The sequence below is a fragment of the Gracilimonas sp. genome (assembly GCF_035704785.1).
Classification (GTDB): Bacteria; Bacteroidota; Rhodothermia; order Balneolales; family Balneolaceae; genus Gracilimonas.
The window spans coordinates 1-18275 of sequence record NZ_DASSWP010000092.1; the positions used below are offsets into that span (position 1 = coordinate 1).

Below are 18275 nucleotides of genomic sequence, written 5' to 3' on the forward strand. Positions count from 1 at the left end.
TGAAAGTGAATATGGTGATCTTGATATACTACAGGAATACCCGATAAGCTTTAAAGTGGATGTTCTGGATTTATATCAAGAAACTTTTAAGCAATATTTGGAAATGAGAAAAGAACAAGACAGGCACTTAAAAGGTATAAATTTTGATAGGATGGCAGGTATATATTTAATGATTGAAGATGAACTGATTCCACCATTAAAAAAATGGAAAAGAAAGATCCGAAATCTACTTTTTATCCAAGACTGGAGTAACATGGATCTTTTATATTGGATTAAAGGTCAGGAATTAGAGTTCTATGAAGGAAAGAATACAAGAGAATTAATAATCTCGTTGTCCTTTGGATACAATAATGCCTATCACATATTTAAAGCTCTCTCTGCTGATATCTTTTATTTCCTTTATTCTGCTCCTTCATCAAAATTGGGTTTTGATGAAAAGAACCAAGGTAAAAGACTTCATCTAAATGAAATTTTAGAGTTAGATAATCAATCGCTTAATCCACCTATATTTTTTGGTGGAGGTTATGGATCAAATGGTTCCTGGTTACCTGATCCAACTTATAGACCTAATTAACTTATTTTATCTCTGATCTGCATCAGGACCTTCATCATCCATCCATACATTCCAATCATAACGAAGAATCCTATTATAAATCCAATATCAACCGCTGTGAATACTACATCACTATTATATATGCTCACAAACAGTATTAATGCACCTATTATAAATATGACTGCTAAACCGGCTTTGCTGGCTTCATTGGCTTCGCTTTTCTTTTCTGGCTTGTTTTCTTCGCTCATCGTACATCCCGTTAATTAAAATTACGCCTTAAAATAAAAATCCCGCGCTCAAAAACCACCGCCGCCGCTCCGGGATCCATCCCGGTAAAAAAATCACTGAAAAATTCGGCGCGCGGGTCCGTGGCCTACAGCTAATCCCCAGCTCCCTATAATTCATCATCCGCAAGCTGTTGTCCGCTCAACCCTGTTATTTATAGTCTTAATTGTTGCAGGTTTGTTATGAGTTTATTGTACGCCCCTGTCCAATGCGCTCTTACTAAGTTGAGACACCTGATTTCTGACTACTTCTTTCCCCCAAAACACATATCTTACATATACTTTAGAATCACCTCGAAATTCATTCATGGATCTCTTCGAAGAAAAAAAATCCAAGGACGGTTCCTTTTCATCCCAGAAAGAAAATCCGCAGTACAGTGAGCCGTTAGCTACACGAATGCGTCCGCAATCGCTGGATGAATTTGCCGGGCAGGAACATTTAGTAGGGGATGGTAAAATGCTTCGAAGGATGATCGAAAGCGGGATCATTGGCTCGCTCATTTTTTATGGCCCTCCCAGTTCAGGAAAGACGACACTTGCGCATGTTATCTCCAGAGAAATTAAGGCACAGTTTGAAGTCATAAATGCGGTGCTGGACGGTATCACAGAACTCCGAAATGTAGTGGATAAAGCCGAAAAATTGCGCAAATTAAATGGCCGAAAAACCATTTTGTTTGTGGATGAAATTCACCGCTGGAATAAAGCTCAGCAAGATGCTTTACTGCCTCATTTAGAATCGGGAATAATTACACTGGTTGGTGCTACTACGGAAAATCCATTCTACTCTCTGGTAAATCCACTGCTTTCCAGATGCCAGCTTTTTGAACTTCACCCCTTAACCACGGATGAAGTGAAGCTGATGCTGAATCGGGCCTTGAAAGATGAAGAGCGCGGCTTAGGGAAAAAAAATATTGAAGTAACGGAAGATGCCTTTAAGCACCTTGCAGAAATGGCCGGCGGTGATATCAGAAATGCATTGAATGCACTGGAAGTTGCGGTACTTTCAAGCAAGCCAGGTAAGGATGAAAAGATTACTATTGATTTGGGGGTTGCCAAAGAAAGTATTCAGCGGCGTAATGTACGCTACGATCGAACCGGGGACGAGCATTATCACTACGCTTCAGCTTTTATTAAATCTATGCGGGGCTCCGATCCCGATGCGGCTTTATACTGGATGAATGCCATGCTGGAGGGCGGGGATGATCCGATCTTCATTTTCAGAAGGATGCTGATCTTTGCGAGTGAAGATGTGGGGCTGGCCGAACCGAATGCAATCACTATTGTGAATTCCTGTCAGGAAGCCTTCTTGAAATGCGGCATGCCGGAAGGGATGTATTTTCTGTCACATGCCTGTTTGTATTTGAGTACATGCCCCAAGAGCAACAGCACCAAAGCGATATTCGAAGTGAATCGGGAGATCAGTGGAAGAGGAGTAAAAGATATCCCGCCCTATCTAAAAGATAAAACGGCCAACAAACTTGGAGCCAAGCACCTTGGAGTTGAAAATGCTTCCGATGACTACAAATACCCACATAACCATCCAAATAATTGGGTAGACCAACAATATCTGCCGGATGCCTTAAAGAATAAACGGTGGTACAAAGCCGGAAACCAGGGAAGAGAGGCGCTGCTGTGGAAGAAATGGCAGGAGATCAAGAAAAAAAATGAAAGAACAGATAGTTAAATACCGTCATTCGTTCATTTATAGATGAATCTTATCACATAAGACTAAATAGTTGAGTTAAAATAAATGCCCTTTATAGCTTTATTATACATGAAATTGCTTTTCATTTAGAAAGTTTAGTGGGGTCTCTTTTATTTTTTAAAAAAAAAGTTTATTTAGAAGCCCATAATGATAAAGCAGTTAGATAGATTATCATTTGCACTAACTTCAATTTATTCAAATTAATGATGAGGTATATATGCAACGATTACTACTGTTTGTGTGTGTTCTTGGAACATTTCTCTTCACGATCTTGGGATCAGCCCAGGCACAACAACGTACTATTACAGGTACGGTAACGGAAGCGGAAACCAATGAACCCCTGCCCGGCGTTAACGTGTTTGTCAATGATACAAATATAGGTACTTCTACGAACGAGAATGGGGAATATTCTCTTTCAGGGGTGCCTGCAGATGCTGACTCTTTAGTTTTTTCATTTGTCGGATTTCAGCGTTTATCAGTATTTATTGGCAACCGTTCTGAAATAAATGTAACACTTCAACCTACCATTCAGGCATTGAACGATGTGGTTGTTACATCTTTCGGTATTGAACAAGAGCGAAAAGAACTGGGGTATTCCACCCAGCAGATCGATGGCGAAAACTTAACTATCGGCAATCAATCTAATTTGGTGAATTCTTTGAGCGGAAAAGTTTCAGGGGTAGAAATTACTAATACAGGAGGTGCTCCAGGACGGAGTTCTCGAATTGTAATACGTGGGGTAAACTCCCTGGATCCCGGGGCAGATAACCAGCCATTGTTTGTTGTTGATGGGGTACCGATTGATAACTCTACCATTGAGTCTTCAGGAACACCTCGCGGAATGAGTAATCGTGCTGCTGATCTCAATCCAAATGATATAGCATCAGTAAACGTACTTAAAGGATCTGCCGCCACAGCGCTTTACGGAGTGCGGGCTGCTAATGGTGCAGTGATTATAACTACAAAGAGGGGGGAAGCCGGGGCTACGGAAATTGATTTAAGCAGTACTGTAGGATTCGACCGTATCAATGCTTACCCCGAATTTCAGGAAGTTTATGGACAGGGTTTTTCATTCCAGCATGACCCGGAAAGTTTTTGGCCTAACTGGGGGGCAAAAATTGAAGAGGTACGTGAAAACATTAACCCTGACTGGCAGTATTATGACATATGGCGAGACGCTGCTCAAACAGGAGTACAGGTAGATAATTCAATAAATGTTTCTGGTGGTAATGAAAATGCAACTTACTACGCATCAGTTTCAAACCTTCAGCATGAAGGAGTGCTGCCTTATGGAAATTGGGACAGGACCTCAGTAAGATTATCCGGTGATATTTCTCCCAGAGAAAACCTCACCGTTCAAGCATCAGCATATTATATAAATTCCGGCGGGAACCGCGTTTTAGGTGATCGTTTTATGGAATCCATGATGTATTGGGCTCCAACAAAAGATGTTACCAATTTTGAAAAAGAAGATGGTACCATGCGCGGTTATTATAATAATGAAGGTTCTGGAGGTAACCCGATATATCAGGCTAAACACTGGACCTATGAAGATGATGTAAACCGCATTCTGGGAAATGTGACTGTAAATTACAGTCCCACAGAATGGTTTAATGTACTGTATACGCTTGGATCAGATTATTATAGTGATCAGCGTACCGAGATTATTCCAGGACCAAGAGGCGTGGAGAATGAAAATGTTGTAAGCAGTACAGGTGCAATAGAAGAAACACGCATAAACAGCCGTGACCTTAATTCAACATTGAACCTTACCTTTAGAAAGGATGTGACTGAAAAAGTCAGTACAAGGCTTCGTGTTGGAAATGACATATTTGATAGAAGCTTTAATAATGTAGTTTCTACCGGAAATGATTTTGTAACCCCGCTTTTCTATCATCTGAGTAACGTAAGGGATATCTCTTTAAGCCAGACTATTCGTCAGCGCCGTCTTATAGGTGCTTATGGTGACTTGATGATTAATTATGACAATTTCCTTTATCTAAACCTGACAGGCCGTAACGATTGGTCATCAACTTTACCGGAAGATAACCGGTCCTTTTTCTATCCATCGGCAAATATTGGGTTTACATTCAGTGATATAATAGATCTCCCGGATCATGTTACTTACGGAAAATTGAGAGCTTCTTATTCAATGGTAGGTAAAGATGCTCCTGTGTATGCAACAAGTAATACCTACAATACCCCCAGCCAATTTCCATTAGCTGGTCAGGTAGGCTTTAGCCGTTCAAATGTTCGGGGTAGTGCTGACCTAAAGCCGGAACAAACAACGACTCTCGAATTAGGTACTGATTTGAGGTTTCTGGATAACAGGTTGAGATTTGACTTTACCTGGTATAAATCAAACAGTAGAGACCAAATATTTGATGTTCCAATTTCTAATGCAACCGGATATACCCGAATCATTACAAATGCCGGTGAAATTGAAAACAAAGGAATAGAGTTACAAATAGAAGGTCGCCCTGTACAATCACAGGATTTTGTTTGGGATGTGGCGGTTAACTACAGTCGAAACAGAAGTGAAGTGATTGAAATAGCAGAAGGGATTAATCAGATTTTACTGGGTTCCTCATTTGGTTATGCCGGAAGTTCTGCTTCAATTCAGCTTACGGAAGGTGATCCATTTGGCAATATATATGGCCGAAGCTATGAGCGATATTATGCATCCGGTGAACCGGAAGACAATATCTATCTTGATAAAGATCGCCCGATCGTTATAGGAGATGATGGTTTTCCAGTAATTAATAATGATCAGAAAGTATTAGGGAATACTCAGCCAGACTGGATTGGAAGTATTCGAAACGATTTTTCCTACAAAAATTTCAATCTTACCTTTTTGATTAATGCTAAGTGGGGACAAGATGTTTATAGTCAGTATGATAACTTTTTTACTGCTTTTGGGATCACGAAGAATACCCTGGACCGGGAAGATTACCGTGTTTTTGAGGGTGTTACAGCCGATGGTCAGCCAAATACTCAGGAGGTATGGCTTGGTCAAGGCTTAGACCCGGAAGGCCGAATTGATCCTAATACAGGTTTAGTTAGAGATTATGGAGCAGGTTATCATCGAAATGTGAAGCGAGGAGCAACCGAAGAATTTGTTCTTGATGCTTCTTATATCAAGTTGCGAAATATTCGGTTGGCTTATTCACTGCCACAGGACCTAGTCACTGATTTGGGGCTTCGTAGAGTTACGCTGTCTACTACAGCCACTAATATTATACTGTATACTCCTTTTAGTGGATTTGACCCCGAGTCACGTGCTGGAGGAGCTTCAACCAATGCCCAAGGCTTCACTGCATTGGATTACCCCGGTGTGGCCAGTTTCTTTTTCTCGGTTAACCTTTCTCTATAAACACAAAACAGGATAAACCAATGAAGATATTTTCTAAACAAATTCTGATTTTTTGTATCACAACGGTATTCGTTTTGACCGGATGTGAGGGATTCCTCGATATTAATGATGATCCAAATAACCCTACAGAAGCTCCGCCACAGGGGCTGATGACAAATGTAACCTATGAGACTGCCCAAAATATGTATCGAATGGGCAGTATAACTTCCTATTATGTACAGTATCTGGCTTCTCCTAATCAAGCGAGTGCAACAGATGTGCATGAAGCAGTAAGCTATGGAGATCAGTGGTATCAATTGTACGATGTTATGACTGATCTTTCTGATTTAGAGATTTTGGCAGAAGAAGAGGGTGCAACTCAGTATGTCGGAATAGCCAAGATTCTTAAAGCATTAAACCTGGCTACCCTGGTTGATGCCTGGGGAGATGCACCCTATTCACAGGCATTTTTTGCTGAAACACTGAACCCGGCTTATGACGATCAGGAAAATCTTTATGATGAAGTTTTTACTTTGTTAGAGGATGGCTTGATTCAGCTTCAGCAATCCAACTCAACCATCGTTGCCGGAAATGAAGATTTTATTTATGGTGGCGATATTACCAAGTGGCAACAGCTGGCTTATATGCTTCAAGCTCGTTATCTGAATCATTACAGCGAACAAACATCATATGATCCTGAGGCCGTTCTTGCGGCATTAGACAATGGCTTTCAAAGTAATGCTGACGATGCACAGGTAACCTATTTTGAAGAGCAGGTAAACCCCTGGGCTTCCGTTGCAATTGCCAATGCCGGATTAATACTCGGTGGTTGGATGTCAGAGCAAATTGTCGACCACATGAATGGTACTACCTATGGAGTGATAGATCCTCGTATCGAAATGTTTATGAGTACTAATGTTGATGGGGATTACGTAGGAGTTACTAATGGGGCTGGGCGAGGTAATGCACCCGAACAAGGAGCTTTCTCAGTATTAACGACGGATGACTTTTATTCGGCACGGACTGCACCGATTATTATTGCTTCTTATGCCGAACAAAAGTTTATAGAAGCAGAAGCTGCTTTGATGGCTACTCCATCACAAACTACACGTGCCTATCAAGCTTATATGGACGGTATTGAAGCTCATATGGATAAAGTAGGTGTGGCTGAAGTTGATAAGCAGTTATATATGAATGACCCGGTTGTAGATGTTGGGGAACTTAATCTGACAATTGATCACATTATGAAAGAAAAGTATGTGGCAATGTTCCTTCATCCTGAGTCATGGGTAGATGCTCGTCGTCACGACTATGCTTATGATGATATGGATCCACCGGCTAACAGTTCTTTGGGAGGAGACTGGATTAGACGTTTAATATATCCCGAATCAGAAACCCAACGGAACGGCGAAAACGTACCGGAAATATCCCGTACAGACAACCTTTTCTGGGATCAGTAATTTAAACCAATAAATGAGAAAAAAGAGGCCCCAAAATGCTTAGGGCCTCTTTTTTTATTATGAATTCTTATCCTCTTCAATTTAAATAAAATACAAATGTCCAAAGTATTTCTTAGCTGGGTAACCGTAGGAATTATTTTTATAGTAGTCGGTTGCACACAGCCTGTCAATAATGTTGTGCATTTAGAATCCCAAATAAAAGAACGCCTTGAAGCTCTTTCCGGTGATTTTGCAGTGGCATTCACGAACCTATCAGATACTTCTGAGACTATTTTGATTAATGAAAGGGAAATGTTCCATGCTGCCAGCACCATGAAAACACCCGTGATGATTGAATTGTACAAGCAAGCGGAAGCGGGGGAGTTTTCGCTAAATGATTCTATTCTTGTAAAAAATGAATTTCGCAGTATTGTAGATAGCAGCATTTATCAAATGTCGGTAGATGAAGATAGTGAGAGCGAGCTCTATGACCTTATCGGTAAAAAAAGGACCATCAGCGATTTGATGTACGATATGATAACGATGAGCAGTAACCTTGCAACCAATATCTTAATTGAAAAAGTGAATGCGGAAAAAGTAACCGAAACAATGCGCAGCTACGGAGCTGATAGCATATTGGTGTTGCGGGGCGTAGAGGATATAAAAGCATTTGAGCAAGGATTGAGCAATCGTACAACGGCTTATGATGAAATGAAAATTTACAGTAAGATCGGAAACGGTGAAGCGGTCAGTGAAGAAGCTTCAGCACAAATGATTGAAATTTTAAAGGGACAGAAGTTTAATGAAATGATTCCTGCCCTACTCCCTGATGGTGTGCAAGTGGCTCACAAAACCGGTTGGATTACCGGGGTAAATCATGATTCCGGTATAGTAATTTTGCCTTCCGGTGAGCGATATGTGCTGGTAATGCTTTCAAAAAATGCACCCGAGAGGGAAGCAGTGCTTTCCACTTTTGCTGATATTTCCAAAATGGTCTATGATTTTGTTGTACAATAAAGCCTAAAGAAACAGTTTTAAATTTTAAAAAGTATCCCGGTTAATTATGATCAAAATAATCCAGATAGGCCTTGGCCCAATAGGTCAGCAACTGACAAGATATCTGACAGAGCGAAAAGGCATTCAAGTGGTAGGCGGGGTAGACCTTGATCCTGCTAAAACAGGAAAAGATCTGGGAGAACTTGCCGGGATAAATGAACGGGGTGGTTTGGTGCATCCCGACCTTGGTTCTGCCATGGCAAAAACTAAGGCCGATGTCGCGGTGATATCTACGGTTTCTTCCCTTCAAAAAATAGAATCACAGATCAAGGAAGCAGCGGATTTTAAACTGCATATAGTTTCCACATGTGAAGAGCTGATGTGCCCGTTTGATCTGCAACCTGAAATTGCTGAACGAATTAATCAATACTGCAAGGAAAAAGGTGTAGCCTGTATTGGGACCGGGGTTAATCCCGGCTTCCTGATGGATTACCTTCCGGCTGTGTTAACATCTGTTTGCCAAAAAGTGGATCACGTTAAAGTAGACCGATATCAGGATGCCAGCTCCAGGCGAGTGCCTTTCCAGCAAAAAATAGGAGCAGGTTTAACTCAAGCTGAGCTTAAAGAAAAAGGGGATTCTATCCGGCATGTAGGCTTAAAAGAATCGGTTTATTTGTTGGCCAGGGCGCTTGGGTGGGAAATGGAGAAAGTTGAAGAAACTCTTACCCCGGTTTTTGCCGAAGAAAGGATAGAATTGGATCAGATCTTGATTGAAAAAGGAAATATTGTCGGTGTGGAACAAATTGCTAAAGGCTATAAAAATAATGAAGAAGTAATTTCTCTTAATTTTAAAGCAGCAGTGGGTCTCCGCCGCTCTTATGATTCCATAGAAATAACCGGGAACCCGGGTTTCAGGTCGGTCATTGATGGAGGAGTTAATGGTGATGTTGCTACTTCAGCCATCATCGTCAATACGATCCGTTCTGTTATTGCTGTGAATCCGGGACTGAGGACCATGTTGGAAATTCCGGCACCGGCTTACTACAGTCAGGTTTAATAGGCCAGTAATAGGCCAGACGGTGGGAAGAAATTATTTCCAACCCGGGCCGCGCACTACTTGCCCCGGCATAGCCCCGGTATGCTCACCATCTTTTAATACCTGCACACCGTTTACAAAAACATGATGCACTCCCACGGCATACTGATGGGGTTCTGTGAATGTTGCTTTATCTTCAATCGTGGCGGGATCAAAGATCACGATATCACCAAAATAACCTTCGCTGAGGTAGCCACGTTTTTGAAGTTTAAGGTTTTTAGCCGGTAATCCTGTTAAGCGGTATATGGCTTCCTGTAGCGGGATAACGTTTTCATCCCGTACATACTTCCCCAATAACCGGGCAAAAGTGCCATAGGTGCGCGGGTGCGTACTTGATTCCAGAACTTCACCCTCCGCAGCAATTGAGCGGGCATCGGAGCCAAAACTCATATAAGGGACCTTTATTTTAGTACGAACATTCTCCTCAGACATTACGAAGAAGACCGAACTGATATCCCCGTCGTTTTCTATGATGAGGTCGATAATAGTTTCAGTGGGATCGGTGTTGCGCATCTCGCTTATTTCAGCCAGATTTTTCCCGGTAAGGTATTTGAGTGAATCTTCATCAAATCCAACCAGCAAAATATTTTCGGGAGATTCAGCTAATTGATAAAAATTTTCCCAGTCTGTTTGAGGACTTCGCATAGATGCCAGTACTTCTTCACGAATCTCAGGCTGCTTCAGACGGTTGATAAAATCCCGGTATGAGCCTTCTTGTACGGTTGGCGGAATAGTAGCATCAAGGCCGGTAGAAGCTGCAGTATAGGTATACATATTTGCTGAAATATTATGCCCTAAATTTCGAAGAGAATCAATTTTAGTCAATACCAGTGGAAGTTTATCCCAGTTTCGTTTACCGGCTGCTTTAAGATGATATATCTGGGCATCGATCTCAGCTTCAGTAGCAATGGTAAAAAGTTCATCAGTGGCTTTTAACAAGTCATCACCCTCACTTCGGATATGGGAAATATAAGTGCCGTCATATTCCGCGGCCGCCTCTGCAAGGGCAATGAGTTCTTCTGTGCTTGCAAAAAAGGCCGGAGCATAGATAAGCGATGAACCGACTCCCAAAGCCCCTTCTTCCATTGCCTCCCGAACAAGCTGCTGCATCTGCGCCAACTCATCCGGGGTTGGTGCTACGTTTTGAGAACCAATGACACGTTGGCGAATGGTAGTAGCCCCTACAAACGAAGCTACGTTGGTCGAAACTCCCAGTTCTTTTGTAAGATATTCAAGATACTCACCGAGAGTAGTCCACGGTTGCTCATTATTCTCCACATTAAGAGGCCCCATGGAAGAACCTTCACCAAATATTTCCAGGGTAACTCCCTGTTTGATATTGCTCATAGACCTGCCGTCATCCAACAGAGAGTAATTAGCCCAGCTCAGCATATTGATAAATCCGGGGGATACGGCAAGCCCTTCCGCATCAATGATGACAGGAGCATCAGAAGAGTTCAGATTACCAATAGCGGCAATCGTGTCTGCCCTGATACCTATATCAGCTGTAAACGGAGCATCACCGGTTCCGTTGTAAATAGTGCCATTTTGTATAATGGCATCAAAATCTTGTTGAGTGCACGCAGCTGCGATCAGCAGCAGTAAGGCCGGGAATAGGGTTTTTCTCCGCATGGTGAGTATATTTTATTTGTGCTAAAAATTTGTTAGATATGTTGAGCTAAATAAACAAAATATTTTATAACAGTCATATGCGAGTATCAAATTCAATATCTGTTCTTTTTGCGATTCTTTTTTTAACCATTTTCTGGGGATGCCGTTCAGCTGAAGAAGTAATCAAACCTGAGGTTCAGAAAGAGGAACCGGAAACAGAAGTCAACACATTACAAGCTATTTTTGAAGATTCGGAGGTTTTTTCGGGCAATTTTACAGGATTTATGCTTTATGATCCGGAAGAAGACAGTGTATTGTACGCACAAAATGAAAGCAGGTATTTTACTCCGGCCTCTAATACAAAATTATTTACTTTCTATACCGGTTTAAAAATGCTTCCGGATTCACTCCCGGGAATCCAATATTTTGTGAAAGGTGATTCTTTGATTTTCCGGGGAACCGGTGATCCCTCTTTTTTGCACCCTGATTTTGGCAATCCGGCCATTTTTCGGTTTTTAAAAGACAGTGATAAAGACCTTTTCTATACCGATGAGCATTTTGATGATGAAGTACTGGGGCCGGGATGGTCGTGGAGTGATTTCAACTCTTATTATTCCGCTGAAAAATCACCCTTTCCGGTATTCGGGAATGTAATGCGGGTAACGGTAGAAGAAATTGAGAAACTGCAGATTGCTTCCGATTCATCAGGATTAAAAGTTTCCCCGACATTTTTTCGTTCAAAGATCGAAAATACAGTTTCGGAAAAGAATCTGCCTCTTATAGAAAGAGATTTTTTCGATAATCAATTCAGGTACAGTCCAAGATCAGATACAACTACTTACACCACAGATAAACCTTTTCATTACACCCCCGAATTAATTACAGAAATGCTAAGTGATACGCTAGGGAAACCTGTTACTTATATTGCAGCTTCATTTCCGGAAGATCATAAGATCATGTACAGTGTACGAGCTGATTCAGTTTATAAGCGTATGCTTCAACCCAGTGATAATTTTATAGCCGAGCAGTTGCTGTTGGTGACGGCATCGCAAATGGGAGAACCGCTTAACAGCCGAACCGCTATTGAATATATGAAGGAAAATCATTTAAGTGAGATGCCGGATGAGCCCCAATGGGTTGATGGGTCAGGCCTTTCCCGGTATAATATGTTTACCCCAAGAAGTATTATTTGGCTGTTGAAACAGATAGATAAGGAGTTTTCATATGATCCGGAACTATTTGAATTATTGCCTGCCGGCGGGGTATCGGGAACGATAAGGAATTGGTATGCAGCCCCGGATAGTGCAGAACCATATGTATTCGCAAAAACCGGCACGCTGAGTAATAACCACTGCCTGAGTGGATTTGTGATTACCAATAGCGGGAAGAAGCTTTTATTCAGTTTTATGAATAATCACTATGTGACTTCTTCATCTATTGTTAAAAATGAGATGGACTATGTATTGAGGCATATACACGCCACCTATTAAAGCGAAGTGCCAAAAAAATATCCTGAAGCTTGAATAATCTCAGGAAAATACTTCTTCCATAATTTGTTGATGCACTTTAAGATCCCCATCGCTAAAAAGCACAAATCGAATTTCTTTTACGGTTTTCAGATTTGGAACCTCATCCCGAACAGTTGAAAACGCGACTTTAGCCGCTTCCTCCATAGGATACCCGAAAGCTCCTGTTGAAATGGACGGAAAGGCAAGCGAATCTATCTCATGCTTTTCAGCAAGCCGAAGTGCATTTCGATAACAATCAGCGAGAAGTTTGTCTTCCGGCTTATCTCTTCCATAAACAGGCCCCAGGCAGTGGATCACATATTCATTAGGCAGATCATGACCGCCTGAAATAACAGCTTCTCCGGGCTTGATCGGAGCCATGGGCTAGCATTCTTTCGTTAGACCCGGTCCGGCAGCCCGGTGTATAGCTCCGGCAACGCCGCCTCCAATTCTAAGTTCGGCATTGGCCGCATTCACAATCGCTGTGACATCCGGTTGATCTGCGATGTCTCCTTTTATGTATTCAATCTTGATATCATGAATTCTATGCATGCCAAAAGATATTAATTAAGTTTTTTGAAAGGTGTAAATAAGCTTACTATACCACAAAATTAAACACCCGGTGTCTTGGGTTGAATCAAGGAATTATTTTGCATCATAAATGGTATTTTATGTGCGCACTAATTCAGTTTCAAAAAAAGAATTAATGAACTTAAAGATAATCAGCAGTACAGATCGCCCAAACTCAAATGCTTTGAAAGTATCAGAGTATGTGAAGACACTATATCAGAAAGAGGGAGCGGATGTAGAAGTAATAACCCTGGAAGATTTCCCGCTGGAAGAAGTAGTGGGAGGAAGGTATGGTAAAAAGATCCCGGCTATAGAGAAATTCAGAGAGCCTGTCATTAATGCCGATGGATTGATATTTGTGATTCCGGAATACAATGGAAGTTTCCCCGGTATCCTCAAAGTATTTGTAGATTATCTGCCTTTTCCGAAAGCTTTTGAAAAAATGCCCATGGCTTTTATCGGTGAATCCGACGGGGCTTTTGGGGCACTTCGTTCAGTAGAACAATTTCAGCAGATCGCCAATTATCGGAATGCACTTCAATTTCCGGAACGTGTTTTTATAGCGAGAGTGAATCAAGAGTTTGATGGTGAAAACGGAATCCATGATGAGTTTTTACAGGATCTGTTAGAATCACAGGTTGTCAACTTTGTCAAGTTTGTTGAATCCGTTCAGAAGAAAGAAATGGATCAGCTGGTGTAAATAAAAGAAGGCTTTGAAGAACAAACGTTTTGCAAAGCCATATAAAAGAGTGTAATTACTCTCGATTTTCCGTTCTCAATAACAATTAAGCGTTAATTATTACGCAGCATATATCCCACACCATGCAGGGTGATCAGGTAACGCGGATCATCGGGATGAACCTCGATCTTAGCTCTCAATTTAGAGATATGCACATCAACAGTTCTGGTGTTGGTACTGAATTCATACCTCCAGACTTTTTCCAGGAGCTCATCACGGGAGATAGGTTCGTTGGCACTCTTCAATAGGTAGCGTATCAGTTCAACTTCACGGGATGTCAATTCAATTTCGTTTCCGTCAGGCCGGAGAACTACGGATTCTTTAAGGTCAACTTTAACATCTCCAAGCTGCAGGATATCAACTTCACCTGAAGTTGAATAAGCACCGGCGCGGCGTAAACGGGCTTCAATCCGAGCCAGTAATTCCTTCACCCCAAAAGGCTTGGTTATGTAATCATCAGCGCCCAGGCTTAACCCCTTCACCTTGTCGGGCTCCTGATCTTTGGCCGTAAGCATGATCACCGGGAAAGTGTACTTATTTTTTCTGAGCTCTTCCATGATATCATATCCGCTTTTGCCTGGCAGCATGATATCGAGGATCATGATATCTGGTTTATGCTCTTTCACCATTTCTAAGGCTTGTGTACCCTCTTCGCTAACAACAACGTCGTAGCCTTCACTTTCAAGCGTGTCGCGTAGAGTAAAAATTAGACTTGGTTCATCTTCTACGACAAGTACTTTCATGCGTTTATCCGACATATTCTGTTTGATTATTTATTGTTTGTTTTGATGAGGAATCTTCAGCAGATGATTGAACCTGTTCAGCCTGAACTTCTTCTTTCATCAATTTAGGAAATCTTACAACAAATGTTGTTCCTTTGCCCGGTGTACTTTTTACTTCAATATTACCGCCGTTCATTTCCACCATATTTTTCACGATGCTGAGCCCAAGTCCGTGGCCTTTAACTTTAGTACTCATGGAATCAGAATCTTCCACCCGATAGAATTTTTTAAAAATATTTTTTTGAGCTCTTTTAGGTATTCCGATACCATGATCGGTAATGCTGAAAAATACATTATCGTCATTGGCAGAGACCTGATACTCGATATACTTATCATCGGTACTGTACTTGATGGCATTCTCTGTGAGATTACTCAGAATAGTTTCAAAGTTACCTCTGTCGATCATAGTGAGAGAAGCCTCATCATTAGACTTGAATTTTATTTCAAATCCTTTGTTCTCAAAATAGTCTCTGTTTTCAGATAAATAGGTACTTAAAAGATCATGGAGTTTGTATGGAGCCGCTTTGATCATATTTTGTCCGGAATCAACTCTGGCTACATCAAGCAGTTTTTCGATCATACCGCGAAGCCTGATAGATTCATTGTAAATATGTTCACCATATTGTTTCAGGCGTACGGGGTCCGTTACCCTTCCATCCGAAATATTCTCACCGGCAGCTTGCATAACGGCAAGCGGTGTTTTTAACTCGTGAGTTACATTTGCCAAAAAGCTGGCCTGACGCTGAGCAAGTTGCCTTTCTCGCTGTGCCGTAACAAACATGAAAATGAGAGCTCCCGTCAGGAATAACATCGCTACCCCCAACACCACAAGGTTTTTCACCAATGTTGCATTGTAGGCATTGGTCACCGGCGATTGAAGGAAAGCGATATAAAGAGACCAGTTGTCAAAAAATCCCGATCCTGAAAAACCCATTCTGTGATCAACAAGATCTCTGTCATAAGAAACGGAGGGATCATTGGTGGCAAGAACTTCATCGCTCGTCCAGTCACGCACCCAAACAACAATGCCGGACTCACTGCTTTTGCCAAAATAATTAGTAAGGAAAGGAGGGAAGACTTCGTTGATGATATACTCTTCATCCAAAGTAAGGGTAAGCACACCCAACATTCTGTTTTCAATAGGATTGATAAGCCCGATATTTGCACTGCGATGAGTATCAAATTCAAAATTATTATTCCATCTGAAGTTGAAGTCGTTAAGCAGAATTTGTGTTTTAGTACGTGTTAATCCAACTCCGCCACAAACAAGCTGAGGAAAATCATCGGTGGGATTGATCTGATTCTGAGAAGGATCATACTTGTAAATAGTGCTGTTCTCATCACAGGGATCGGTTCCTTCAGGGGTAAAATAAATATCATTAAAGTAAGGGCTTTCTGAAGATTTTGCGAGAACTTCCAGGATATTCTCAGGCAATTCTCCGGTCTGTTGTATAGATGACTCAATAGGCTCAAGTTCAATTTTTGACAATCCCCTTAAAGGAGATATAATTTGGTTTCGGATGGTGTCATTTATTTCATCCAGCTGATCGATGCGGCGCTCTTCTTCACTTTCAACCATACGGTCGCGCAAGTCATATAGAGAAAGTACATTCATTCCGGTGAGCGCGATAATTGCCACTAATCCTGTCATCAGCAGCACCCATCGAACACCTCTGTTTCGTAAAACTTTCATATGAGTATATGTTATGGAATTAATACTCTAATATAGCACTAAGACAGCATCATTAAACTCAAATTTGGTAAAAATAATAATGAATGGAAAACATTATGTTAAACATGAATTCGATATACATAAGCTTGAAAAGCGGTATTAAGACATGAAATGGTTTACTCCTGTTGGGGGACCAGAATGACTTAAATAGAATATATAAACTCACTAGCGCAAGCGTCCCGCTTGTGCGGTGGAATGCCAGCTCCGTTGCCCCAAACTCCGACCTCCACTGTCTCCTCCTTCTCAAGGAGGAGGACGCTAATATGAATTTTGAGGTTTGGAAATGATTCGGATGTCACTAAGGAATTTCTCCTCCTGGGAGGAGATAAAGAGGAGGGTCAACGGTGCCAAGGCCAAAAAGCTGATAGATAAGGCAGCGCTTCCTTTGGCCGCTCATACTAGCGCAAGCGTCCCGCTTGTGCAATGCCTTAATATTCTAATATCTCGGTCTTCCATCCTTCGTCCCCGGTCATTCTGAGGGTACCCCCGAAGAATCTGCAAAAGTTGAAATTAACCCGGTCACTTGTATTAAGTTTGTGAAGAATGACTTAGCAACAGTGATCCAACTTGAAAGGAGTGAAGAAAAGGTTTGTAGCCGAAAAAACTACTTATGGATCTTGTTGAAATTTCTTTCAATAGATTCTTTAAGGTCATTGAATTCAATAGGCTTGACCAAATAATCCAGATAATCCGTTTCCTTTGCACGCTGAACGTGGTGAGGGTCAGAATTTCCGGTAATATAGATGACAGGTACATCGGAGAACTTCCGAATTTCCTTCATCGCGGTGATTCCGTCAATTTCACCTTCCAATGAGATGTCCATTAAAATAAGGTCGGGTTTGATCTTCTGAGCAATTTCTATAGCTGTTTTACCATAAACCAGCTCCCCTTCAGCATCATATCCCAATTTTTCTAAGTAGCTCTCGTACAGAAGATTCAGTATTAAATCGTCCTCGACGATCATTACTGTTTTTTTCTGATTTTTATCCATCATGTTCAGTTAATTCAATTGCCAAAAGACAGTACCCTAATAATACCATGAATTGATATTAAACGAAATTATATAAATATAAAAATTTAGGGACAAGAAAAGATCCCTTATTTCAAGCCCGGTTACCTTTAAGGAGCTTTGAAGCCTCTTCCGGGCTTAAAAAAGCAAAAGCCCCGCAAAAACAAAGTTTTACGGGGCTTTTGTACCTCGGGCCGGACTCGAACCGGCACGGACATTTTAATATCCATTGGATTTTAAGTCCAACGTGTCTACCAATTCCACCACCGAGGCAACGAGTAGGCGCCAAATATACGGCTTTACCATTCACTACTTCAATAAAGATTTAAAGTTATTTTCTAACCTGTCATTGCTGTAGATGACCGGGTTAATAGCATAAAAGTCCAGATGCCCTTAAACCCGGCCCTAGCGCAAGCGTCCCGCTTGTGCGATGTTGAAATCAAGCTCGGTTGCCTTGATCTGTGCAGGGCTGAACCCCCAAAAGCTTGTATACCGGAAGGCGACTGATGCTTCGGCAAGGACGGTGGCATTATGAAGAATTTTGAATTCTAACGCCTAAAACCTCGCACCTAACCCCTTAAATCCGGCCCTAGCGCAAGCCTCACGCTTGTGCGGTGGTGGATTAAGCTCGGCTGCCCTAAACTCCGACCTCCTCTGTCTCCTCCTTCTCAAGGAGGAGGACGTTAATAAGGATTTTGAGATAGGAATGCCCCGAATGTCACCAAAGAACTTCTCCTCCCGGGAGGAGATAAAAAAAGAGTGCCAAAGGTTCCAAGGCCAAAGCTGCTAGTTTAGGTAATATTTCCCCAAGCTACGGAACCCAATCCCTGTCCCTTGCCCTCCGGCTCTTCGGTGTAAAATATATTGACCTTGGTACCGCCGCAGGCTAAGGGAACTCC

13 protein-coding genes, 1 tRNA gene and 1 pseudogene are annotated in these 18275 nt (G+C 41.7%); 8 read left to right on the forward strand and 7 right to left on the reverse strand.

Annotation, left to right across the window (positions count from 1 at the left end):
• On the forward strand, window positions 1–574 hold a 574-nt coding region (locus VFM80_RS05340), incomplete at its 5' end, for a hypothetical protein (protein ID WP_395070309.1).
• On the opposite strand, the gene VFM80_RS05345 is transcribed toward VFM80_RS05340, so the two are convergent.
• On the reverse strand, window positions 571–801 hold the full coding sequence (locus tag VFM80_RS05345; RefSeq protein ID WP_395070311.1) for a hypothetical protein: 231 nt from the start codon (window positions 799–801) through the stop codon (window positions 571–573). The genes VFM80_RS05340 and VFM80_RS05345 overlap by 4 nt on opposite strands.
• A gap of 343 nt (window positions 802–1144) precedes the next feature.
• Here VFM80_RS05345 and VFM80_RS05350 point away from each other — a divergent pair, with 343 nt between their 5' ends.
• The 5 genes from VFM80_RS05350 to VFM80_RS05370 all read left to right on the forward strand — a co-directional run bounded on the left by VFM80_RS05350 (window position 1145) and on the right by VFM80_RS05370 (window position 9386).
• Window positions 1145–2521, forward strand: a complete 1377-nt coding sequence (locus VFM80_RS05350; protein WP_395070312.1) for a replication-associated recombination protein A — start codon at window positions 1145–1147, stop codon at window positions 2519–2521.
• Between the two features lie 238 nt (window positions 2522–2759).
• Window positions 2760–5915, forward strand: coding sequence for a SusC/RagA family TonB-linked outer membrane protein (locus VFM80_RS05355; protein ID WP_395070314.1), 3156 nt, complete (start codon window positions 2760–2762; stop codon window positions 5913–5915).
• 20 nt (window positions 5916–5935) lie between these two features.
• A complete protein-coding gene (locus tag VFM80_RS05360; protein WP_395070316.1) occupies window positions 5936–7354 on the forward strand; it encodes a SusD/RagB family nutrient-binding outer membrane lipoprotein in 1419 nt (472 codons plus the stop codon).
• A 96-nt stretch (window positions 7355–7450) separates the two neighbouring features.
• Complete coding sequence (locus VFM80_RS05365) at window positions 7451–8350, forward strand: serine hydrolase (RefSeq protein WP_395070317.1); 900 nt, start codon at window positions 7451–7453, stop codon at window positions 8348–8350.
• Window positions 8351–8396: 46 nt separating this feature from the next.
• Entirely contained in the window at window positions 8397–9386 is a 990-nt protein-coding gene (locus VFM80_RS05370; RefSeq protein WP_395070318.1) for a dihydrodipicolinate reductase, read from the forward strand.
• 33 nt (window positions 9387–9419) lie between these two features.
• Here the strand turns inward: VFM80_RS05370 and VFM80_RS05375 are convergent, their stop codons facing one another.
• Entirely contained in the window at window positions 9420–11057 is a 1638-nt protein-coding gene (locus VFM80_RS05375) for an N-acyl-D-amino-acid deacylase family protein (protein ID WP_395070319.1), read from the reverse strand.
• 77 nt (window positions 11058–11134) lie between these two features.
• Here VFM80_RS05375 and VFM80_RS05380 point away from each other — a divergent pair, with 77 nt between their 5' ends.
• Complete coding sequence (locus VFM80_RS05380; protein WP_395070320.1) at window positions 11135–12526, forward strand: D-alanyl-D-alanine carboxypeptidase/D-alanyl-D-alanine-endopeptidase; 1392 nt, start codon at window positions 11135–11137, stop codon at window positions 12524–12526.
• Window positions 12527–12565: 39 nt separating this feature from the next.
• Here the strand turns inward: VFM80_RS05380 and VFM80_RS05385 are convergent.
• A pseudogene (locus VFM80_RS05385) lies at window positions 12566–13096 on the reverse strand (macro domain-containing protein).
• Between the two features lie 154 nt (window positions 13097–13250).
• On the opposite strand from VFM80_RS05385, the gene VFM80_RS05390 reads away from it, so the two are divergent.
• A complete protein-coding gene (locus VFM80_RS05390) occupies window positions 13251–13814 on the forward strand; it encodes an NADPH-dependent FMN reductase (RefSeq protein WP_395070322.1) in 564 nt (187 codons plus the stop codon).
• A gap of 92 nt (window positions 13815–13906) precedes the next feature.
• On the opposite strand, the gene VFM80_RS05395 is transcribed toward VFM80_RS05390, so the two are convergent.
• The 4 genes from VFM80_RS05395 to VFM80_RS05410 form a co-directional block, all read right to left on the reverse strand.
• Window positions 13907–14611, reverse strand: coding sequence for a response regulator transcription factor (locus VFM80_RS05395; RefSeq protein ID WP_395070324.1), 705 nt, complete (start codon window positions 14609–14611; stop codon window positions 13907–13909).
• Window positions 14601–16328, reverse strand: a complete 1728-nt coding sequence (locus tag VFM80_RS05400; RefSeq protein ID WP_395070326.1) for a sensor histidine kinase — start codon at window positions 16326–16328, stop codon at window positions 14601–14603. The genes VFM80_RS05395 and VFM80_RS05400 overlap by 11 nt, the downstream gene beginning before the upstream one ends.
• A gap of 643 nt (window positions 16329–16971) precedes the next feature.
• On the reverse strand, window positions 16972–17361 hold the full coding sequence (locus VFM80_RS05405; protein WP_395070328.1) for a response regulator: 390 nt from the start codon (window positions 17359–17361) through the stop codon (window positions 16972–16974).
• 200 nt (window positions 17362–17561) lie between these two features.
• Window positions 17562–17649 (reverse strand) — tRNA-Leu (locus VFM80_RS05410).
• Window positions 17650–18275: the final 626 nt, after the last annotated feature.